A 20,625-nucleotide genomic window follows, 5' to 3' on the forward strand; every position below is an offset into this window, starting at 1 on the left:
CGTTGTCGTCGACCAGCTTCTTGTCGAGGGCAATGTCCTTCAGGCTCTTGCTGGTGGCGACGACTTCCGCCTGGGTGGCGATCGCCGTGCCGGCCTTGGTCGGCCTGTTCTGGGCCGCGTCGGCCTGGGCCTGCTTGAGCGTCGACTGCAGCGAGTTCACCAGCTTGGTGATGCCGTCGATACCCTTGGAGGCGGCCTGAATGGTCTGGATGCCGTTCGAGATGCCGTCGAGCAGGCCGGTCAGCTGGCTCGAACGATCATTCAGCGAGGCGGCGGTGAAGAAGTTGACCGGGCTGTCGATCGCGGAGTTGACCTTCTTGCCGGTGGCGAGACGGTTCTGGATCTGCGCGGACTGGGCGGCGGTCGATTGCAGCGTCGAGAGATTGTTGCGGACGCCGGCAGAGAGAGAAACGGCCATTTTATAATACCTTCCTGGTATGATGCCTTCTGGCGTCGAGACCGTTCTGGCCGCGACCGAAAGACGATGCAGCCGATTTCGTAACGAGCGGTGAATCCGGATCGGCGAATTGCCCGCAATTTGGGCGAAGTTGCGAACTAGTTAACGAGTGTAAAATACTGCCGTGGCCAGGCTTGTGCGATCGGATCTGGCTGGACGAACGAAAAACGCCGCCGGCCAATACCAGCGGCGTCGAATGATGAGTGAGGTCGCTAAGCCTAGGCGAGGCGCTCGACCTCGTGACTGCGAGGAGCTTCCGCCTCGCGATTACGCTCGACGATCTCGCGCGACCAGATGCGCAGCTTCAGCAGCGTCTCGTCAGGGAGTTGCTCGACAACTTCGCCGGTGTCGCGGTTGGTCTTGCGCAGGATGACGCTGCGCGTCTTGGGCTCGATATCGAGGCGCCGCTCGATCACGTCCCGCAATTCCTGCTGGCGGCGCTGCTCATCGAAGCGGCGTTGCTGGGCGGTATCGTCCTGCGCGCTCTGCTGGCGCTGCGCGTCGGAGCGGCGCTCCTCGGCACGGGCCCGGATGTCGAGCTGGACCGGTTCGCCGGCGGGGACCGAACGGACGGTCTTCTCCGGGGGGAGCTCGACCGGCGTCGCGCCGTTCTGGACGGAAATGTCGGTGCGGATCGTTGCCTGGACGGCACCGGTCGCGAACGTCTTTGGTGTCGCGCCGAAATCCATTCTGGACTCCTCTCGCAAGGGCGGACTTCTTCCAAGCCTGAGAGGATGCGGCAGAGAGTTGAATCCGCCGTTAGAGAAATTGGTAAATTGCAATGCGTTTTGCGCAATTCCCGCGCCTAGACAGCGTTAATGCTGCTTAGATCGAGTCTCGGTTCAGATTAACCATGCAGTCTTTCGCCTGCGGCGAATTCCTGATCTGGACATGCCGCAAGTGCTCGGATGTTTCTTCTTGCGGGCGGGGGGCTCACAGACTCTTCGAAATCACCATCGGGCCGGCATTGGGCCGCGCGAAGACTCCGGCGCCGACGGTCGCGGTCGGGCCGTAGCCGGGCGCCCTGTTCTGCTTGTTGGTGTCGACGGCCAGGTCGCGCATGATCGATTCCGAGATCGCCCGGGCCGTCGCCAGCACGGTCTGATTGAGGTCGATCAGCTCCTGGAAGGCGAGATGGGCGCTCTTCAGGCGCTTGACCCGCTCCGGGGCGAAGCGGGCGAGCGCCACCGCGTTCAGTTTCACCTGCTCGACGCCCTTCATATAGACGCCGGCGAGCTCGGCCTTGCGTGCTTCGCGCTCCATCGCATCCTTGAGGCGTCCGGCCTTGACCAGCCCGGTTTCCTCGCCGACGACATGGGAGAGCGCGCTCAGCGTCTCCATCACGGCCTCGATCAGGCGTTCGGCCTCGATGGCGTTCGAGACGCGCGGGCGTTCGTCGACGACGCGCATCCGCTCAAGCATTGCCGGCTCCCGCCGACGTGGCAGCGGACTTGCCGGCCGAAGCCTGGACCTGGATCAGGTCGCGCATGATCTGGTCGGAGAGGCCGACGCCGCCGGATTTCTGGATCTGCTTGGCGTATTCCTGCGTCAGCATCGACCGCCAGACGTCGCCGCCCGTGCCGTTCTCGCCGAGCGGGCCTTCGGTCCCGCTCGAGCTCATCATGGTCTGGGTGAAGTTCTCGAGGAAGACGGTCTCGAAATCGTCGGCGGTCTTCTTCGCCTTGGTGTTCTGCGTGGAGCTGAGCGCGTCGGCGATGCCGCCGGCCAGCTTGGTGGCGGCGCCGATGGCGAGCTTGGCGGCAGGAGCGGCGAGGAGGGCACTCATTACATCACCTCGATGTCGGCTTGCAGCGCGCCGGCTGCCTTGATGGCTTGCAGGATGGAGAGCAGGTCGCGCGGGCCGATGCCGAGCGCGTTCAGCCCGTCGACCAGTTCGCGCAAGGTGACGCTCTCCTTGACAAGGGCGAGCTTGTTGTTGCCCTCGGTGTCGACCTTGACGTTGCTGCGCGGGACGACGACGGTCCGGCCGTTGGAGAGCTCGTTGGGCTGGCTGACCTGCGGCTCCTCCGAGATCGTCACCGTCAGGTTGCCCTGAGCGACGGCCACGGTCGAGACGCGGACATCCTTGCCCATCACGATGATGCCGGAGCGCTCGTCGATGACGACACGGGCACCCTGATCGGGCTCGACCCGAAGCTGTTCGATATCGGTGAGCAGGCGGATCATGTTGCCCTGGAAGCGCGGCGGGATCTGCAGCACCACGGTCGACGGGTCGGTCGGCTCGGCCGAGTCGCCGCCGATGAAGTCGTTGATCGCGGCGGCGATGCGGCGGGCGGTGGTGAGGTCGGGATTGCGCAGCGACAGGCGCAGCGTCTTCAGCTTGTTCAGGGCGAAGTCGATCTCGCGCTCGACCAGGCCGCCATTGGCGATGCGCCCGACTGTCGGCACGCCGCGGGTGATCTTGGCGGCGTCGGCTTCAGCCGAGAAGCCGGCGATCGCGACCGGGCCCTGCGAAACGGCGTAGACCTCGCCATCGGCGCCGAGCAGCGGGGTCGCGAGCAATGTGCCGCCCTGCAGCGACTTGGCATCGCCCAGCGCCGAGACGGTGACGTCGAGGCGTGTGCCCTGGACGGCGAAAGGCGGCAGATTGGCGGTGATCATCACCGCCGCGACATTGGCGGTGCGCATGCTGGCGCCGCGGGTGTTGACGCCGAGGCGCTCCAGCATCGCCTGCAGCGACTGCTTGGTGAAAGGCGCGTTGTTGAGCGTATCGCCAGTGCCGTTGAGGCCGACGACGATGCCGTAGCCGAGGATCTGGTTGCTGCGCACGCCCTCGACCGAGGCGAGGTCCTTGATGCGCGAGAGCGCGGTGCCCATGCCGCCGCTGCCGGCGAAGGCGGTGCGCGAGACGCCGGCCTCGGCCGCGCCGTTGCGCGTCGGAGCGTGGCTGCTGACGCCATTGCCGCCCCGAGCCAAAGGCGGCGCCGGAGCAAGATCGGCCGCCATCGCGGCGCCAGCCAGCAGCAAGGCTGCGAGCGGCGTCAGCAGATGGTGGAGGCGGAGGAAGCTAGGCATATGGCACCGGGTGAATCTGATGTCGCCAAGCCGTTGCGAAGAGCGTGCCAATTCGGGAGAAAGCGAAAACGCTTTTTAATCAGTATTTTAGAGATGGGACGTCAGATTGCTCATGGCGTGGCGGCCGGTGCAAAGCTGCCGCCCCCGGCAAATCCTGCCGGGCGGTTTACCGCTCCTTAACCACGTTGCCGGCACAAGGAAGCGGGTCGGGCAGCGTCCCTGCAGCGCCTTTTCGGGCCGACCTTGCGAGAGCGTGATGATCCGCATCGACCAGCGCAGTCCGATCTCCTCGACGACGTCGACCAGTCGCAGCGGCACGACCGGCGGCTCGAGCTTCCGCCTGCCGGCCCGCGAGAGCGCCGGCGCGGCACAGGGCGCGGCCGTCAGCCATGCCGGTTCGCTCGACGGTTTGCTCGCGGTTCAGGCCGAGGAGGACGGGCAGGAGCGCAAGCGGCGCCAGGCCCGCCGCGGCCATGACTTGCTCGACGGGCTCGACCGGCTCAAGGCTGCCCTGCTGGCTGGGCGCGTCGCGCCGGCGGAGCTGGAGCGGCTGAAGGCGATGCTGTCGGCGCGGCGCGAGGCGACCGACGATCCCCGCCTCGACGAGGTCCTCGCCCATATCGAGTTGCGCGCGGCGGTCGAGCTGGCGAAGCTCGGGCGCTGAGCGAGGGGCATCCCCTTCTCCCGCGAGGGGAGAGGGGAGGCGCGCTTCAATCGGCGACCCCTTGTTCGAATGAACGGCGAGCCAAATCAGCGGATGAACTGATCGGCGTACTCCGCCCCGAGGCCGTTGGTGGCGTAGTGCGCCCGGCATTTGTCGAGCCGGGTGAAGACGTCGTCATAGCCGAGGCATTTGCCATCAGGATCGACATAGATCATCGCGCCGTTGACCTGGAACATGGTGATCATCTCCTCGACGTCGGGATCGACCACCAGCGTATGGGTCTCGCCGGGCGCCTCGTAGACATAGGAGCCCTCTGTCGCGGTCCAGTCATGCTCAAGATAGCGCCACTTTCCCCGCAGCACATAACCATGGACGGGCTGGGGATGGCGGTGGCGCGAGAGCACGCCGGCGCGGCGCACGCGCAGCAGGTTCATCCAGTAGCCACGCGTCACCGAGAGGCACAAAGGACGGAACCAGACATTGTCGTCGACCGGCACCCAGACGCGCTCATCCTCCGGGATGACGTTCGGCACGATCAGCTCCGGCGGGGAATCCTTGGGCTGGGGATGTCGATAGGGCGTCCAGCGCTCTTCGGTGCTGACCTGGACGGGGACCGGGCTGACCTTGTTCATCGCTGTTTCCTCCGGTTGAGTTTCTGATTCAGCTGGCTGGGCGATCGATTCAGGAAACGCTGCCAGATCGTTGATCTTTGTCACGTCTTTCAGACGGCGAGATAGCCGCCGTCGACCGGCAGAATCGTGCCGGTGATGAAGCGGGCGGCATCCGAGAGCAGGAACAGCACGGCCCCGCCGACATCGCCCGGCTCGCCCCAGCGGTTCATCGGGGTGCGCGACAGGATCGGGGCGGAGCGGGCTGCGTCCTCGACGAGAGGCCTGGTCAGTTCGGTCGCGATCCAGCCGGGCGCGACCGCGTTGACACGGATACCGTCCTGCGCCCAGGCGGCGGCGAGCGACTTGGTCAACTGGCCGACGCCGCCCTTCGAGGCGGAATAGCCCGGCGCATAGGCCGAGCCATGGAAGGTCAGCATCGAAGCGGTGTTGACGATCGCGCCTTTGCTCGCGGCGAGCTTGTCCTTCGCTGCTAGGCACATGCGCATCGAGCCGGTGAGATTGACCTCGAGCGTTAGCCGGAAGGCCTCGATCTCGAATTCCTTGCCGCCGCGCTGGATCATGCCGGCGCAGTTGACCAGCGCGTCGATGCGCTCGCAGCCGGCGACGATCGCTGCGACCTGCGCATCGCTGGTGACGTCGAGCCGGGCATGACGGATCGCAGCATGGGTGGGCGTCGCCGCGACCTCCTCCTGCGTGAGACCGGTGGCGAGGACCTGGTAGCCGGCCTCGGCGAGTGCAAGCGCGGCGCCGGCGCCGATGCCGCGGGTGCCGCCGGTGACGAGGGCGAGGGGAGAGGAGGAGCTTGTCATGGCTCCAATCTAAATCGGTTCGCAACATTGCCAACTGCGTTGCACAGCGGGGCGCCCTGCGTCGGGGCGCGGGGGACATCGGTCACGCCCCGCCCGTTGCCCAAAAGGCCGGCTTCCCCCTGGCAGCGGAACCCGCTAGGAAGCGCGCGGGCTGGTAGTGGCGCTAAGCTGCTGCCTGCAATCGTTCCAGACTGACCAGAGCAGGGGTCGCATCACATGAGCAAGATCAAGGTCGCCAACCCGGTCGTCGACATGGACGGCGACGAGATGACCCGCATCATCTGGCAGCACATCAAGGACAAGCTGATCTTCCCCTATCTCGACCTCGAGCTCGATTATTTCGACCTTTCGGTCCAGAACCGTGACGCGACCGACGACCAGGTCACGATCGACGCCGCCAACGCCACCAAGAAGCATGGCGTCGCGGTGAAGTGCGCCACCATCACGCCGGATGAGGCGCGCGTGAAGGAGTTCAACCTCAAGTCGATGTGGAAGAGCCCGAACGGAACGATCCGCAACATCCTGGGCGGCGTGATCTTCCGCGAGCCGATCATCTGCAAGAACGTCCCGCGCCTGGTGCCCGGCTGGACCCAGCCGATCGTCATCGGCCGCCATGCCTATGGCGACCAGTACCGCGCGACCGATTTCAAGTTCCCCGGCAAGGGCACGCTCTCGATCAAGTTCGTCGGCGAGGACGGCAACGTCATCGAGAAGGAGGTCTTCAAGGCCCCCGACGCCGGTGTCGCGATGGCGATGTACAATCTCGACGACTCGATCCGCGATTTCGCTCGGGCGTCGCTGAACTACGGCCTGATGCGCAAGTATCCGGTCTATCTCTCGACCAAGAACACCATCCTCAAGACCTATGACGGGCGCTTCAAGGACATCTTCCAGGAGATCTTCGACGCCGAGTTCAAGGCGGAGTTCGACAAGCTCGGCATCACCTATGAGCACCGCCTGATCGACGACATGGTGGCGTCGGCGATGAAGTGGTCGGGCGGCTATGTCTGGGCCTGCAAGAACTATGATGGCGACGTGCAGTCCGACACGGTGGCGCAGGGCTTCGGCTCGCTCGGCCTGATGACCTCGGTGCTGATGACGCCGGATGGCAAGACCGTCGAGGCCGAGGCCGCCCACGGCACAGTGACCCGCCACTACCGCGAGCACCAGAAGGGCAAGGAGACCTCGACCAACTCGATCGCCTCGATCTTCGCCTGGACCCGCGGCCTCGCCCACCGCGCCAAGCTCGACGACAATGCCGAACTCGCCAAGTTCGCGACCCTGCTCGAGAAGGTCACGGTCGACACCGTCGAGGCCGGCGACATGACCAAGGACCTGGCGCTGCTGGTCGGCCCCGACCAGAAGTTCCTCTCGACCACCGGCTTCCTCGACAAGGTCAGCGACAACCTGCGCAAGGCAATGGCGGCGTAAGCGACTTCCAGCGCTTACCTGCGATACGAAGCCCGGCCAGTCTGGCCGGGCTTTTTTCGTTGGGTGCGGTTCCGTGCGATGCGGAGAACGGAGCCTCCGATAGCGAGGTAATCAACCTTCGCGTGTAAGCTGTGCGCGATCCTTTTCAACTTGCGAGCGCGTATGAAAGTCCTCTTGAAATCCGGAGACTGGGAAAAATGGGGCACGATCGCCTATAGCTTGGTAATGCTGGTCGGCCTGGGCCTGATCTTCGGTGGGCTCTTTTGGCGTCATCAGTCGGATCAAAGCCGGTTGGCCACCGAGACGCACATTCCCGCAACCATCCTGTCCGTGCGGGAGATGAGGGGCGGCCCGCGCGCTTGGATTGCGTTTACGCGCATGGAGAACGGCGTTGCAATCCCTTGCCGGACCGAGGTCAACCTCGGACCTTACAGCGTCGCAGTCGGACAGGTCATATCCGTCGTTCCCCGTCCCGACTCCTGTGGTGAGCCGGCCGTCGCCGTGAGACGATAGGGCCGCATTGCGTCCCAGTCTCGAAGATGTCGAGACGCGTTCGAGGGCCGGCACGATGACAACAACGCCTCCTACTCTCACCGGTGGCTGCCAGTGCGGCGCGGTGCGCTACCGGCTGCTGAAGCCGCCGCACAAGGTTTCAGTCTGTTTCTGCCGGATGTGCCAGAAGGCGGTCGGCAATTATTTCGGCGCCTTCGCCTCCTCGCGCATCGAGAACGTCGTCTGGACGCGCGGGACGCCTTCGGTCTTCCGCTCGTCGGAGGTGGCCGAGCGCGGCTTCTGCAGGGAGTGCGGCACGCCGCTGAGCTTCAGCTATCCGGCCGCTGGCACGCTTGCGCTCGCGGTCGGCAGTCTCGACGATGCCACCGCCTTTTCCCCGACCCATGCCTATGGCGTCGAGGGCAGGGCCCCCTGGTTCGACGCGTTATGCCGCCTGGAGGGCACACGGACCGAGGACGACATCCCGGCGGATGAGCTGCCGGGTTATCGCTCGCGCCAGCATCCCGATCATGACTGAGCGCTACTCGACCAAAAGCTCGCGCCGCGCCAGCACGCGCGAGCCGGTGAGGGGCGCGTCCATCACATAGCGCAGCTCATAAGCCCCGGGCTCGGCCGGCGCCTCCAGCGTGCTCTCGACATTCTCGGCCGGGAAGAAATTCGGCCCCTGCGCCTCGGGCGGTGCATCCGGCTTGACCAGCACGACGCGGTCGCGGTCGCCATTGGGGCCGATGCCGCGCACGGGCAGCGGATTGCCGCGCGCGACGCGGGCAGGGGCGGCGAGCGTTGCGGCCGGCTCGGTCGTCACCAGCGGCTGGCGCAGCAGGACGACCGGCTTGCCGTCGCTCTCACCAAGCAGGCGCCATTCGAAGCTGCCGACCTCGCCCGGCGCCGGCAGCGACAGCGCCGGGACCTGGCCGAGCGGAGAGGCGACGATCGCCGCGTCCGGCGGATCGCCCGGCCGGCTGATGGCGAGGCGGGCATTGGCCGGGGCGCGGCTGACGAACACCGTCGCCATGGCGCCGGCCATCAGCGTGCGCGGCGCCGAGAGATTCGGGCCCTGCGGCTGGCGCTGCTGCGGCCGCGGCTGCTGGGCCATGGCAGGGCTGCCTGCGCAGAGGAGCAAAGCGAGGATCGTGCGGCGGGTCGGCATCATGCTGCTGCAAGTCGATGGAGATGGGCGGCGAGTTCCGGGTGACGCAGCATGAGCAGGCGAAAATCGGCAGGATCAAGGACGAGCAGCTTGGTCGCGACAGTGGCATGCGCCGCGATGCCGCCCTCTGCAGCCGCGAGCTCGGTCAGGCAGAGCTCGCCGAAATAGCAGCCTTCGTCGAGCCGGCGGCTGCCATCGGGCTCGACGAGCTCGACCTCGCCGCTGGCGACGAAATAGAGCGAGTGCGCCGGCTCGTGCGGGCGCAGCACGACGCCGCCACCGCGCACGGTCCGGGCGCGCAATGCGTTCATGATCTCGGCGATCTCGGCGGCGTCGAGCCCGCTGAAGAGCGGCACGCGCGCCAGCATGCTCCAGGTGACGACGAACTCACGCCGGTGGATCTCCTGGGCGAAGGCGGTGGCGATGATGCCGACCGGCAGCGCCAGCATGACGAGGCCCATCACGGCGGTCAGCGACGCGACGACCTTGCCGAGCGGGCTGACCGGGAAGGCATCGCCATAGCCGACGGTGGTCAGCGTCACGATCGCCCACCACATCGCGTCTGGAATGGTGCCGAACTTGTCCGGCTGCACGTCGTGCTCGACGAAATGCATCGCGGTCGCCGATAGCAGCATCACGCCGATCAGGATGACGACGCAGGCGGCGAGCGCCTTGCGCTCGGCATGCAGCGCCGCGCCGAGGGAAGCCATGCCGGGCGAATAGCGGCCGAGCTTGAAGAAGCGCAGCAGCCGGAACAGCAGCAGGATCTTGAGATCGCCATAGCCGAGCAGGGCGGCATAGAGCGGCACGGTGGCGAGGAAGTCGAGCAGGGCCGGCGGTGACAGCGCATAGGCGCGCCGCGCCGCCCAGTCGCTCAGCCCGCGGTAGCGCGCATGCTCGGGTGCGACCCAGAGCCGGACCCCATATTCGAGCGTGAACAGCACGGTCGAGACCAGCTCGATCCCATGGAACAGCCGTTCATGGGCGGTGGCGAAGCGCGGCACCGATTCCAGCACCAGCGCCGTGATGTTGACGACGATCAGCGCCACCAGCCCGCCATGGACGAGCCGCGCCGAGAGATCGTCGCCCGCGCCCCGGTCGATGATCAGATGCGCCCGCCGCCGCCAGCTCATGCCAGGCTGCGGGGCGGCGGACATGGTCGTTCAGCCCATCGCGGCGGCGACGGCTTCAAGCGCAGCTTCAGCCTGCGTGCCGTCCGGGCCGCCAGCCTGGGCCATGTCGCGGCGGCCGCCACCGCCCTTGCCGCCGAGGCGTTCGGAGGCCGCGCGCACCAGCGCGACCGCGTCGAAGCGCTCGGTCAGATCGGGTGTGACGCCGACGACAACGCCGGCCTTGCCGTCCTCGGCGACGCCGACGATGGCGACGACGCCGGAGCCGACGCGGGCCTTGGCCTCGTCGGCCAGGCTCTTCAGGTCCTTCATCTCGACGCCGGTGACGGCGCGGGCCAGGAGCTTGGCACCGGCAATCTCGCGGATCGGATCGCTGGCCTCGCCGCCACCGCCCATGGCGAGCTTCTTGCGAGCCTCGCTCAGCTCGCGCTCGAGCTTGCGCCGCTCCTCGACCAGGGTCGCGACGCGCGCCGGCAATTCAGCGATCGGCGCCTTCAGCAGGCCGGCCATCTCGTCGAGCGCGACGCTCTCCTCTCGCAGATGGCGACGGGCCGCCTCGCCGGTGAGCGCCTCGAGCCGGCGCACGCCGGCCGCGACGCCGGCCTCGGACAGGACGGTGACGAGGCCGATATCGCCGGTGCGGCTGGCATGGGTGCCGCCGCAGAGCTCGACCGAGAAGGCCTTCGGCGTCTCGGCATCGCGATCGGTGCCCATCGACACGACACGAACCTCGTCGCCGTATTTCTCGCCGAACAGCGCGCGCGCGCCGGAGGCGATGGCGTCGTCGACCGACATCAGCTTGGTGGTGATCGGCTCGTTCTGCAGCACGAGCCTGTTCGCCATCGCCTCGACTTTTGCCAGCTCCTCGCGCGAGATCGGCTTGGGGTGGCTGAAGTCGAAGCGCAGCCGTTCCGGCGCGACCTGCGAGCCCTTCTGCGCGACATGGTCGCCGAGCACGCGGCGCAGCGCCTCGTGCAACAGATGGGTGGCCGAATGGTTGGCGCGGATGGTGCCGCGCCGGCCATGGTCGACCGTCAGCTCGGCCGGCTTGCCGAGCTCGATAGCGCCGGAGACGACTTTGACCTGATGGGCGAAGACGTCGCCGAGCTTCTTCTGGACGTCGGTCACTTCAGCCTTGAAGCCGTTGCCGACCAGTGTTCCGGTATCGCCGACCTGGCCGCCGGATTCGCCATAGAACGGCGTCTGGTTGAGGATGACGGTGCCGCTCTCGCCTTCTTTCAGCGTCGCGACCTCGGCATTGTCCTTGACCAGCGCGGTGACCACGCCCTCGGCGCTCTCGGTGTCGTAGCCGAGGAACTCGGTCGCGCCGACGCGCTCGCGCAGCGGGAACCAGAGCGTCTCGGTCGCGGCCTCGCCGGTGCCGGCCCAGGCGGCGCGCGCCTTGGCCTTCTGCTGCGCCATCGCCGCATCGAAGCCCTCGATGTCGACGCCGACGCCGCGGGCGCGCAGCGCATCCTGGGTCAGGTCGAGCGGGAAGCCATAAGTGTCGTAGAGGGTGAAGGCGATGTCGCCCTTCAGCTTGTCGCCGGAGCCCAGGGCCTGCGTTTCCTGGTCGAGGATCGAGAGGCCGCGCGCCAGCGTGGTGCGGAAGCGGGTCTCCTCCAGCTTCAGCGTCTCCGAAATCAGCGCCTCGGCTCGGATCAGCTCGGGATAGGCCTGGCCCATCTCGCGCACCAGCGCCGGCACCAATTTGTGCATCAGCGGGTCCTTGGCGCCGAGCAGCTGCGCATGGCGCATGCCGCGCCGCATGATCCGGCGCAGCACATAGCCGCGGCCCTCGTTAGAGGGCAGCACGCCATCGGCGATCAGGAAGGCGGAGCAGCGCAGATGGTCGGCGATGACGCGGTGGCTCGCGCTCATCGGCCCGTCGGAGGGGACGTTGGTCAGATCGGCGATGGTGCGGATCAGCGTCGCGAACAGGTCGATCGCATAGTTGTCATGCGTGCCCTGGAGCACGGCGGCGATGCGCTCGAGGCCCATACCGGTGTCGATCGAGGGGCGGGGCAGGTTGGTGCGGATACCGCCCGCGGCCTCCTCATACTGCATAAACACGAGGTTCCAGATCTCGATGAAGCGGTCGCCATCCTCGTCGGGCGAGCCCGGAGGGCCGCCGGGGATGTGGTCGCCATGGTCGTAGAAGATCTCGGAGCATGGGCCGCAGGGGCCGACATCGCCCATGCGCCAGAAATTGTCGGAGGTCGCGATGCGGATGATGCGCGAATCCGGCAGGCCGGCGATCTTCTTCCAGAGCGTGTGCGCCTCGTCATCCTCGGAGTAGACCGTGACGGTCAGCTTGTCCTTGGGCAGGCCGAATTCGCGGGTGACCAGGGTCCAGGCATGGGTGATCGCCTGTTCCTTGAAATAGTCGCCGAAGGAGAAGTTCCCCAGCATCTCGAAGAAGGTGTGGTGGCGGGCGGTGTAGCCGACATTGTCGAGGTCGTTGTGCTTGCCGCCGGCGCGCACGCATTTCTGCGCCGTGGTGGCGCGCGCGTAGGGACGCTTCTCCTGGCCGGTAAAGACGTTCTTGAACTGCACCATGCCGGAATTGGCGAACATCAAGGTCGGGTCGTTGCGCGGCACGAGCGGGCTCGACGGCACCACTTCATGGCCGTTCGACTTGAAGTAATCGAGGAAGGTCGACCTGATCTCGTTGACGCCGCTCATCGCAATCTTGGCTCTGTTCTGGTGGGGCCGGCCGGCCCGGCGCAGTGGTTCTAGTCAGCCCATGTGCGCCTGTCCAGAAAGCGCCCGCAAGGACGCCATACCGGCAAGCTGCTGACCATAAAACGGAAACGGGCGGCCCGAAGGCCGCCCGTCGACTTAACTACTCCAAGCGCGGGTTTGAAGGCTCAGGCTTCGCCCTCGTCGAGGTCCTCGGCAGTCGGATCGGCGTTCTCCAGGATACGCTCGGCGACCAGGCCGGAATTCTGACGGATCGTCGTCTCGATCTTGGCGGCGACGTCGGGATTGGCCTTGAGGAAGGTCTTGGCGTTTTCGCGACCCTGCCCGAGGCGCTGGCTGTCGAAGGAGAACCAGGCGCCGGATTTCTCGACGATGCCGGCCTTGACGCCGAGATCGACCAGTTCGCCGGCCTTCGAGATGCCCTCGCCGAACATGATGTCGAACTCGACCTGCTTGAAGGGCGGCGCGACCTTGTTCTTGACGACCTTGACGCGGACCTGGTTGCCGGTCGCTTCGTCACGCTCCTTCAGCGTCGAGACGCGACGGATGTCGAGGCGGACCGAAGCGTAGAACTTGAGCGCATTGCCGCCGGTGGTCGTCTCGGGCGAGCCGTACATCACGCCGATCTTCATGCGGATCTGGTTGATGAAGATGACCATGCAGTTCGAGCGCGAGATCGAGGCGGTGAGCTTGCGCAGCGCCTGGCTCATCAGGCGGGCCTGCAGGCCGGGCTGGTTGTCGCCCATCTCGCCCTCGATCTCCGCACGCGGCGTCAGCGCCGCGACCGAATCGACGACGAGCACGTCGATCGCGCCGGAGCGGACCAGCGTGTCGGTGATCTCGAGCGCCTGCTCGCCGGTGTCGGGCTGCGAGATCAGCAGGTCGTCGAGGTTGACGCCGAGTTTGCGGGCATAGACCGGGTCGAGCGCGTGCTCGGCGTCGACGAAGGCGCAGACGCCGCCCTTCTTCTGGGCTTCGGCGATGGTGTGGAGCGCGAGCGTGGTCTTGCCGGAGGATTCAGGGCCGTAGATCTCGACGACGCGGCCGCGCGGCAGGCCGCCGACGCCCAGCGCGATGTCGAGCCCGAGCGAGCCGGTCGAGACCGTCTCGATCTCGATCGCCTGCTGGTTCTTGCCCAGGCGCATGATCGAGCCCTTGCCGAAAGCCCGTTCGATCTGCGAGAGCGCCGCATCGAGCGCCTTGGCCTTGTCCATCGAAGAGCCTTCCACGAGCCTGAGATTTGCCTGATTCACGACGTGCGCTCCTTATGGCAGGGGCGCGACCACATCTCAATCCGCGCCATGGAGATGACTATGGTCATGGTTTGTTCTCTCTCGCAAGTTCTTTTTTTGTTCTTGCTCCGGCGCGCCCCGGTTGTGCTCCGGCCGGATGATCGCGACCGGCTCTCAGGGTATAAGGCGTCATGCGCAAGTCCCTGATCAAGCTCCTCCTGATCCCGCTCGACCTCGTCGTCGGGTTCGTCATTCTGCTCGACGAACTGCTGCGGCCGCTCTACCGGCCGCTGATCGCCTGGTTCGCCTCGCTCAGGCTGGTGGGGCGGCTGGAAGATGCGATCGGGCGGTTGCCGCCCTATGGCGCGCTGGTCGCGCTGGCGATCCCCTTCGCCATCGTCGAGCCGCTGAAGCTGCTCGGCCTCGTGTTCCTGGCGCGCGGGGCGCTCACGGCCGGCATCGTCACGACCGCGGTCGGCCATCTCGCCGGCTTCCTGCTGGTCGAGCGCGTCTACCATGCCGGGCGAGCGCAACTCCTCACCATTCCCTGGTTCGCGCGGATCATGGGCTGGATCGATGCGATCCGTCAGGCGGTGATCGGGCGGATCAAGGCCAGCGCTGCCTGGCGGGGGGCGGTCGAACTCGTGCAGGTGGTGCGTGAGCGCCTGCGGGGGTTCAGGGGCTGGCTCGCCAGCCTGCGCGTCTGATGCGCTCAATCCTCCGGATCGGCCTGCCAGGCGGCGGCGAGCCGTTCCAGCTCCAGCGTGTAGCAATACAGCGCGAAGACGATGGCGAGCAGCAGGCCGGAGCGCCAGACCAGGCTGAAGCCGTCGCCGAGCTTGGTCAGCTCCGGTAGGTGACGCAGGAAATAGAGCGAGGCGAGCGCACCGCCGACGATCGCACCGAGGCGGGCGGCGAAAGCCAGCAGATGGCCGAGAGCCAGGCTGTGGAAGCCTGTGGGTACCGGCAGTCGGTACAGGCGGCTCCAGTAGCAAAACTGACCCAGCAACGCCGCCAAGCAGATCTGAATCAGGATCTCGGTCGGTAGCATCTGCTGCTCGCCGATATGCGCGACCAGCACGCGGAAGGCGATGTGGATGTGGAAGAGGATCACCAGCGCGCAGGCTGTCTGCACGATCAGCAACAGCGTGTAGGCGAGGACCGGCCTTTGCGTCATGCGGCTCACGATAGAGGGCCGTCAGGCGCCGATCAAACCGCCTGGCTTTGCGCCGTCGAAGCGAGCGAGGCGGCGGCGCGGCCGGCGGCCTCGACATAGGCGGGGTCGCGATGGACGAGCATGACCGAGAAGGCGCCGTCCATGAGCAGCACGACCTGGCGGGCGAGTTCGGCGGGGGCGACGGCGCCATGCTCGGCGCAGGCGCCGGCGAGCCAGCGCTCGAAGCCGGCCTTGTGGCGCGCGCCGATCCTGATCGCGGGATGGCCGGGCAGGTTGGCGAGCTCCGCGGCCGTGCGCAGGAAGCCGCAGCCCTTCCAGCGCGGATGGCGGGCGGAGCGTGCTAGGTTCTGGAAGATCGCCTCGATCTTCTGCGGCAGGCCACCCTCGGCCTTGTCGAACCAGCCGGCCATCAGCTTGAGGTTGGGCTGGTCGCGCGCCTCGAGATAGGCGGCGACGAGCTCGTCCTTGCTGTCGAAATGGTAGTAGAGCGTGCGCTTGGTGACGCCGGCCTTCTCAGCCACCGCATCGACGCTGACGGCACGGATGCCCTCGCCGTAGAAGAGCTTGCTGGCGGCCTCGATGATGCGGGTGCGCGTCGGCTTGTCGGGTTCGGTCATGCCTCGATGTATACCGTACAGATAGTATACATCGTCAAGCCGCGAGTGCAGCTTTGATCGGTCGAAACCGGAAGAAGGCCAAGGCCATGCCCGATAATGATCCCATCCTGATTCAACAGCGCGAGGCGATTGCGACGCTGACGCTGAACCGGCCCGAGAAGCTGAATGCGCTGAGCTACGGTTTGATCGACCGCCTGCTCGAAGTGCTCGATGCGATCGAGGTCGATCCTTCGGTCCGGGCGGTGATCCTGACCGGCGCGGGCGAGCGCGCCTTTTCGGCCGGCGGCGACATCCATGAATTCTCGCGGAGCGTCGCGGCCGGGCCGGAGCAGGCGGTGCGCGATTTCGTTCGCCGCGGGCAGAAGCTGACGGCGCGGCTGGAGGCCTTCGGCAAGCCGGTGATCGCGGCGGTGAACGGGCTCGCCTATGGCGGCGGCTGCGAGGTCACCGAGGCGGTGCCGCTCGCCATCGCCAGCGAGCGGGCGATGTTCGCCAAGCCGGAGATCAATCTCGGCATGCCGCCGACCTTCGGCGGGACACAGCGCCTGCCGCGCCTCGCCGGCCGCAAGCGCGCCATGGAGCTGCTGCTGACCGGCGATCCGTTCACGCCGCAGCGGGCGCTCGATATGGGGCTGATCAACGCGGTGGTGCCGCATGAGGAGCTGCTGCCGGCGGCGCAGGCGCTGGCGCAGCGCATCCTCAGGCATTCGTCCCTGGCTGCGGCGACCATCCTCACGGCGGTGACTCGCGGCATCAACGCCAGCATCGCCGAAGGGCTGCTGATCGAGAGCGAGCAGTTCGCCCGCATCGTGCCGACGGCCGATCTGCGCGAGGGGCTCGACGCCTGGATGGCGCGGCGCCAGCCGGTCTATTCCGGCGACTGGTCGCAGGTCGCCAAGGTCGGGTGAGGGAGCGGGCATGAGCGACCATTCGAGCTTCAGCCGCGAGGCCTTCGCCGCCTTCCGTGCCGATGACCGTCCGGGGCCGGTGCAGATGCTGAACCTGATCCGGCTCAATGCCGAGGCGCAGTATCCGGACGGACCGCATGGCGGCGGCCGCGAGGCATTCGCGGCCTATGGCCGGATCAGTGCGCCGGTGCTGACCCGGCTCGGCGGGCGGATCATCTGGCGCGGCGGCTTCGAGCAGATGCTGATCGGCCCGCGGGGCGAGCGCTGGGACATCTGCTTCATCGCCGAATATCCCAGTGTCGAGGCCTTTGCGGCAATGTTCCGCGATCCGATCTATCGCGAGGCGATGATGCATCGGCAGGCGGCGGTGAAGGATTGCCGCCTGATCCGGTTGGCGGCGCGGGAGGCGGGGGTGACCTTCGCCGGATAGGGCAGGGTCGCTCAGCCCTGCTTCAGGCGCCCGATCAGGCCGTGAATGTCGCCGAGCACGAAGAGGTCGCGCACCAGCCCGTCCTCGAAGGTGAAGGCCGGTGCGCCATGCCACCAGACATGGCGGCCGCTCGGCGGCACTCCGAACATCTCGCGGCGATGGAAGCCGTGGAAGCGCAAGCGCCCGAAGACGCGGTTGCCTTCCTCGACCATTGCCAGGATGTCCGAGGTGTACGCGTCGAGCGCGCCGGTGACCCAGTCGACATAACCCGCGAATTCGCGATGGCCGCGCAGGACCGGGCCGAGCGAGCCGCGAAAGGTGAAGTCCTCGTGGAAGATCCGCGGGATCAGCGACTTGTCGGCGTGGTCCCACATCTCCTTGTAGAAGACCCGAACGATCTCCTTCTGCGGCGAGAGCGTAACGCCGGCGAAGTCGAGGGCGGGCTCGTCGGGCGGCGCCTCGCGTCCCTGCGGCATCTCAGTCATGCTCGTCTTCTCCCTCCGGCGCGGTCCTCGAAAGCCCGCCTGATCAAGCTCGGACGAAGATGCACTGGAGGGCACAGCAAATTTCGCAAAGCGCCTTTGGCAGACGGCCCATGCCGAGCGCGCTGATCACCCCGCCGCGTGGGGCGTTTCCGCCGGGGCGGGTACGGCCGGTCTCTTGCCGCCCAGCCTGCGCGACAGCCCTTCCATGAACAGGAAGATCACCGGGGTGATGAACAGCGTCAGCACCTGCGAGACGATCAGCCCGCCGACGACGGCGAGGCCGAGCGGCTGGCGCAGTTCCGCGCTGGCGCCGGCGCCGATCGCGATCGGCAGGGCGCCGAGGATCGCCGCCAGCGTCGTCATGATGATCGGCCGGAAGCGGCGCAGGCAGGCTTCGCGGATCGCAGTGTCCGGCGGCTCGCCGGCGCGCTGCAGTTCGAGCGCAACGTCGATCATCATGATCGCGTTCTTCTTGACGATGCCGATCAGCATCAGGAGCCCGATCACGGCGATGACCGAGAGGTCGAGACCGAAGAGCTTCAGCGTCAGGAGCGCGCCGAGTGCCGCCGCCGGCAGGCCGGTCAGGATGGTCAGCGGGTGGATGAAGCTCTCGTAGAGGATGCCGAGCACGATATAGATCGTCAGCACCGCGCCGGCGATCAGCAGGCCCTGATTGCCGAGCGACTGCTCGAAGGTCTTGGCGACGCCGGCGAAGCTGGTGCCGATCTGAGCGGGCAGGCCGAGTTCGGCCTTGATCGCGTCGATGCGCTGCACGGCTTCGCCGAGCGCGCGGCCGGCCGGCAGGTTGAAGGAGAGGGTGACGGCCGGGAGCTGGCCGAGCTGGTTGACGGTGAGCGGGCCGGCCTTGCGCTCGATCCGGGCGAAGGTGCCCAGCGGGACGAGCGCGCCCGAGGAGGAGCGGAAGCGGACCTGGTCGAGCCGGTCGTTCGACCACTGGATGTCGGGATTGAACTCGATGATGACCTGGTAGCTGTCGCTGGTGGTGTAGATCGTCGAGATCTGGCGCACGCCGAAGCCGGAATAGAGGCTGGAGCGCAGCACGTCGGCGCTGATGCCGAGCGACTGCGCCTTGGCCCGGTCGACGACGAGGTTGGCGAGCAGGGCCTTGTTCTGCAGGTCGGTGGTGACGTCGACGAAGAGCGGGTCGTGCTGCAGCGCCTCCAACATCTTGCCCGACCAGTCGGACAGAGCGGCCTGGTCGATCGACTGCATCACGAACTGGTACTGGCTCTTCGATGACCGCGCGCCGATGTTGAGGTTCTGCACCGGCGACATATAGGTCGCGATGCCGGGGATGGCGGCGAGCTGTCGACGCAGTTCGCTAAGCATCTGCTGCAGCGGCGGGCGCTGGTCTTTCGGTTTCAACTCGACGAAGAGCCGCCCAGCATTGAGGCTGCTCGACTGGCCGCTGGAGCCAATGGTCGAGGCGACATGGCTGACATAGGGCGAGCTGCGGAAGACCTCCTCGACCTTTTGTTGTAGCGCCGACATGGCGTCGAAGGAGATGTCCTGGCGCGCCTCGGTCGCGACCTGGAGCTGGCCGATATCCTCCTGCGGGAAAAAGCCCTTGGGGATGGTCACCACCAGCCAGGCGCTGGCGGCGACGCTGGCGAGGAAAATCATCAGGACGGTGCGCCGGTATGTCAGGCTGAGGTCGAGCCCGGCGCGATAGGCGCCGAGCACGGCATCGAAGCCGCGTTCGAGGAATGCGAGCCGGTCCTTCTTGCCGGGTTCGGCATGGCCGGCTGCGCCGGCGCCGAGGCGGGCACACATCATCGGCGTCAGCGTCAGCGAGACGAAGGCCGAGGCGAGAATTGCGACCGTGACGACGACGGCGAACTCGTTGAAGACGCGCCCGATCACGCCGCCCATCAGCAGCACCGGGATGAAGACGGCGACCAGCGAGAGCGAGATCGAGATGATGGTGAAGCCGATCTCGCTCGAACCCTTCAGCGCCGCGTCGAAGGCCGAGAGCCCATCCTCCTCCATGTGCCGGACGATGTTCTCCAGCATCACGATCGCATCGTCGACGACGAGGCCGACCGCGAGCGTCAGGCCGAGCAGCGAGATGTTGTCGATCGAGAAATCGAGCAGGTACATCGCCCCCAGCGTGGCGATCAGCGAAATCGGCACCGCGACCGCCGGGATCAGCGTCGCGGTGAAGCGGCGCAGGAACAGGAAGATCACCGCGACGACCAGCACGATCGTCAGCCCCAGCGTGAACTGCACGTCCTCGACCGCCTGGCGGATCGAGGCGGAGCGGTCGTTGAGCAGGCCGAGCGTCGTCGCCGGCGGCAGCAGCGACTGCATCTGGCCGATCGCCGTCTTGACCTTGTCGACGACATCGACCGTGTTGGCGTCAGGCTGGCGGAAGACGGCGACGACGAGGGCGCGCGAGCCGTCATACCAGCTGGCGAGCTGCAGGTTCTCGACGGAATCGATCACCTTGGCGACGTCGCCGAGCCGGACCGGGCGGCCATCGCGGGTGGCGATGATGATGTCGGCGAAATGGCCGGCGTCGGCGAGCTGGGTCTGCGCCTCCAGCGTCAATTGCTGCGGGCCGGACTGCATGGTGCCGACCGGGGTGTTGACGTTGGCGGCGGTGATCGCCGCCTGCAATTCGTTGATGCCGATGCCGCGGGCGGCGAGCGCGGTCGGATCGACCTGGATGCGCACCGCGTATTTCTGGCTGCCGAAGATCTGGACCTGCGCCACGCCCTCGACCGTGGAGAGGGTGGGGGAGAGCACCTGCTGGACGAAGGCGTCGATCTTGGAGAGCGGGGTGACGTCGCTCTTCAGCGCCAGCAGCAGGATGGGGGCGTCGGCGGGATTGAACTTGCGGTAGCTCGGCGGCGTCGTCATGTCGACCGGGAGCTGGCGCTGGGTGCGGGCGATCGCCGCCTGGACGTCGGCCGCCGCTGCGTCGATGTCGCGGTCGAGCGCGAACTGGATCGCGATCGAGGTATTGCCGAGCGCGTTGGTGGTCGCGATCGAATCGATGCCGGCGATGGTGGCGAACTGCTTGATCAATGGCGTCGCCACCGAGGTCGCCATGATCTCGGGCGAGGCGCCGGGCAATTGAGCGGAGACGTTGACGACCGGGAACTCGGCGCGCGGCAGCGCCGCGACCGGCAGGGAGCGCCAGGCGAACAGGCCGCCGAGAATGAGCGCGCACGACATCAGGATCGTCGCGACGGGATGGCGGATGCAGAAAGCAGAGACCGACATGG

Annotated in this window: 22 protein-coding genes; 7 read left to right on the top strand and 15 right to left on the bottom strand. The window is 66.8% G+C overall.

The window, feature by feature from the left end:
* From BMZ21_RS24165 to BMZ21_RS24185, 5 genes are all read right to left on the bottom strand, one after another.
* The coding region (locus BMZ21_RS24165; protein ID WP_483065945.1) for a flagellin N-terminal helical domain-containing protein at positions 1-418 on the bottom strand (418 nt) is incomplete at its 3' end.
* Between the two features lie 257 nt (positions 419-675).
* The gene (locus BMZ21_RS24170; protein ID WP_091840791.1) at positions 676-1,146 is read right to left on the bottom strand and encodes a hypothetical protein; all 471 of its coding nucleotides are present in this window, start codon (positions 1,144-1,146) and stop codon (positions 676-678) included.
* Between the two features lie 244 nt (positions 1,147-1,390).
* Positions 1,391-1,879 carry a hypothetical protein gene (locus BMZ21_RS24175; protein ID WP_091840793.1) on the bottom strand — a complete coding sequence of 163 codons (489 nt, stop codon included), beginning with the start codon at positions 1,877-1,879 and terminating at the stop codon, positions 1,391-1,393.
* Positions 1,872-2,243 (bottom strand): rod-binding protein, encoded by a 372-nt coding sequence (locus BMZ21_RS24180; RefSeq protein WP_091840796.1) that lies wholly within the window; start codon positions 2,241-2,243, stop codon positions 1,872-1,874. Before BMZ21_RS24180 ends, BMZ21_RS24175 begins: the two co-directional genes overlap by 8 nt.
* Positions 2,243-3,424 (bottom strand): flagellar basal body P-ring protein FlgI, encoded by a 1,182-nt coding sequence (locus BMZ21_RS24185; protein WP_425285472.1) that lies wholly within the window; start codon positions 3,422-3,424, stop codon positions 2,243-2,245. Before BMZ21_RS24185 ends, BMZ21_RS24180 begins: the two co-directional genes overlap by 1 nt.
* A 325-nt stretch (positions 3,425-3,749) precedes the next feature.
* On the opposite strand from BMZ21_RS24185, the gene BMZ21_RS24190 reads away from it, so the two are divergent.
* Entirely contained in the window at positions 3,750-4,157 is a 408-nt protein-coding gene (locus BMZ21_RS24190) for a flagellar assembly protein FliX (protein ID WP_091840798.1), read from the top strand.
* 86 nt (positions 4,158-4,243) lie between these two features.
* On the opposite strand, the gene BMZ21_RS24195 is transcribed toward BMZ21_RS24190, so the two are convergent.
* A complete protein-coding gene (locus BMZ21_RS24195) occupies positions 4,244-4,789 on the bottom strand; it encodes a 2,4'-dihydroxyacetophenone dioxygenase family protein (protein WP_091840801.1) in 546 nt (181 codons plus the stop codon).
* 89 nt (positions 4,790-4,878) lie between these two features.
* Positions 4,879-5,598 (bottom strand): SDR family NAD(P)-dependent oxidoreductase, encoded by a 720-nt coding sequence (locus tag BMZ21_RS24200; RefSeq protein ID WP_091840804.1) that lies wholly within the window; start codon positions 5,596-5,598, stop codon positions 4,879-4,881.
* Positions 5,599-5,814: 216 nt separating this feature from the next.
* Between BMZ21_RS24200 and BMZ21_RS24205 the strand changes: the two genes are divergently transcribed.
* The 3 genes from BMZ21_RS24205 to BMZ21_RS24215 all read left to right on the top strand — a co-directional run bounded on the left by BMZ21_RS24205 (position 5,815) and on the right by BMZ21_RS24215 (position 8,059).
* A complete protein-coding gene (locus BMZ21_RS24205) occupies positions 5,815-7,029 on the top strand; it encodes an NADP-dependent isocitrate dehydrogenase (protein WP_091840806.1) in 1,215 nt (404 codons plus the stop codon).
* Between the two features lie 162 nt (positions 7,030-7,191).
* A complete protein-coding gene (locus BMZ21_RS30480) occupies positions 7,192-7,542 on the top strand; it encodes a hypothetical protein (RefSeq protein WP_091840808.1) in 351 nt (116 codons plus the stop codon).
* 55 nt (positions 7,543-7,597) lie between these two features.
* Positions 7,598-8,059 carry a GFA family protein gene (locus BMZ21_RS24215; protein ID WP_091841316.1) on the top strand — a complete coding sequence of 154 codons (462 nt, stop codon included), beginning with the start codon at positions 7,598-7,600 and terminating at the stop codon, positions 8,057-8,059.
* Positions 8,060-8,062: 3 nt separating this feature from the next.
* Here the strand turns inward: BMZ21_RS24215 and BMZ21_RS24220 are convergent, their stop codons facing one another.
* From BMZ21_RS24220 to recA, 4 genes are all read right to left on the bottom strand, one after another.
* Positions 8,063-8,638: a hypothetical protein gene (locus tag BMZ21_RS24220; protein ID WP_143079785.1), complete on the bottom strand. Its 576-nt coding sequence runs from the start codon at positions 8,636-8,638 to the stop codon at positions 8,063-8,065.
* Positions 8,639-8,691: 53 nt separating this feature from the next.
* A complete protein-coding gene (locus tag BMZ21_RS24225) occupies positions 8,692-9,849 on the bottom strand; it encodes a cyclic nucleotide-gated ion channel (RefSeq protein WP_244543989.1) in 1,158 nt (385 codons plus the stop codon).
* 6 nt (positions 9,850-9,855) lie between these two features.
* Entirely contained in the window at positions 9,856-12,507 is a 2,652-nt protein-coding gene (gene alaS, locus BMZ21_RS24230; protein WP_091840813.1) for an alanine--tRNA ligase, read from the bottom strand.
* Positions 12,508-12,692: 185 nt separating this feature from the next.
* Positions 12,693-13,778, bottom strand: a complete 1,086-nt coding sequence (gene recA, locus BMZ21_RS24235) for a recombinase RecA (RefSeq protein WP_091840815.1) — start codon at positions 13,776-13,778, stop codon at positions 12,693-12,695.
* A 170-nt stretch (positions 13,779-13,948) separates the two neighbouring features.
* On the opposite strand from recA, the gene BMZ21_RS24240 reads away from it, so the two are divergent.
* Complete coding sequence (locus BMZ21_RS24240) at positions 13,949-14,464, top strand: hypothetical protein (protein WP_091840817.1); 516 nt, start codon at positions 13,949-13,951, stop codon at positions 14,462-14,464.
* A 5-nt stretch (positions 14,465-14,469) separates the two neighbouring features.
* On the opposite strand, the gene BMZ21_RS24245 is transcribed toward BMZ21_RS24240, so the two are convergent.
* Positions 14,470-14,934 carry a hypothetical protein gene (locus BMZ21_RS24245; protein ID WP_091840819.1) on the bottom strand — a complete coding sequence of 155 codons (465 nt, stop codon included), beginning with the start codon at positions 14,932-14,934 and terminating at the stop codon, positions 14,470-14,472.
* Between the two features lie 32 nt (positions 14,935-14,966).
* The gene (locus BMZ21_RS24250) at positions 14,967-15,551 is read right to left on the bottom strand and encodes a TetR/AcrR family transcriptional regulator (RefSeq protein ID WP_091840822.1); all 585 of its coding nucleotides are present in this window, start codon (positions 15,549-15,551) and stop codon (positions 14,967-14,969) included.
* 86 nt (positions 15,552-15,637) lie between these two features.
* Here BMZ21_RS24250 and BMZ21_RS24255 point away from each other — a divergent pair, with 86 nt between their 5' ends.
* Both BMZ21_RS24255 and BMZ21_RS24260 read left to right on the top strand, forming a co-directional pair.
* The gene (locus tag BMZ21_RS24255) at positions 15,638-16,459 is read left to right on the top strand and encodes a crotonase/enoyl-CoA hydratase family protein (RefSeq protein ID WP_091841321.1); all 822 of its coding nucleotides are present in this window, start codon (positions 15,638-15,640) and stop codon (positions 16,457-16,459) included.
* 10 nt (positions 16,460-16,469) lie between these two features.
* The gene (locus BMZ21_RS24260; protein ID WP_091840824.1) at positions 16,470-16,889 is read left to right on the top strand and encodes a DUF1330 domain-containing protein; all 420 of its coding nucleotides are present in this window, start codon (positions 16,470-16,472) and stop codon (positions 16,887-16,889) included.
* An 11-nt stretch (positions 16,890-16,900) separates the two neighbouring features.
* Here BMZ21_RS24260 and BMZ21_RS24265 read toward each other — a convergent pair whose 3' ends face one another.
* Positions 16,901-17,374, bottom strand: a complete 474-nt coding sequence (locus tag BMZ21_RS24265) for an ester cyclase (protein ID WP_244543990.1) — start codon at positions 17,372-17,374, stop codon at positions 16,901-16,903.
* A 126-nt stretch (positions 17,375-17,500) separates the two neighbouring features.
* Positions 17,501-20,623 carry an efflux RND transporter permease subunit gene (locus BMZ21_RS24270; RefSeq protein ID WP_091840827.1) on the bottom strand — a complete coding sequence of 1,041 codons (3,123 nt, stop codon included), beginning with the start codon at positions 20,621-20,623 and terminating at the stop codon, positions 17,501-17,503.
* Between the last annotated feature and the right edge of the window lie 2 nt (positions 20,624-20,625).

Source organism: Allobosea lupini (assembly GCF_900109525.1).
GTDB classification, from domain to species: Bacteria; Pseudomonadota; Alphaproteobacteria; order Rhizobiales; family Beijerinckiaceae; genus Allobosea; species Allobosea lupini.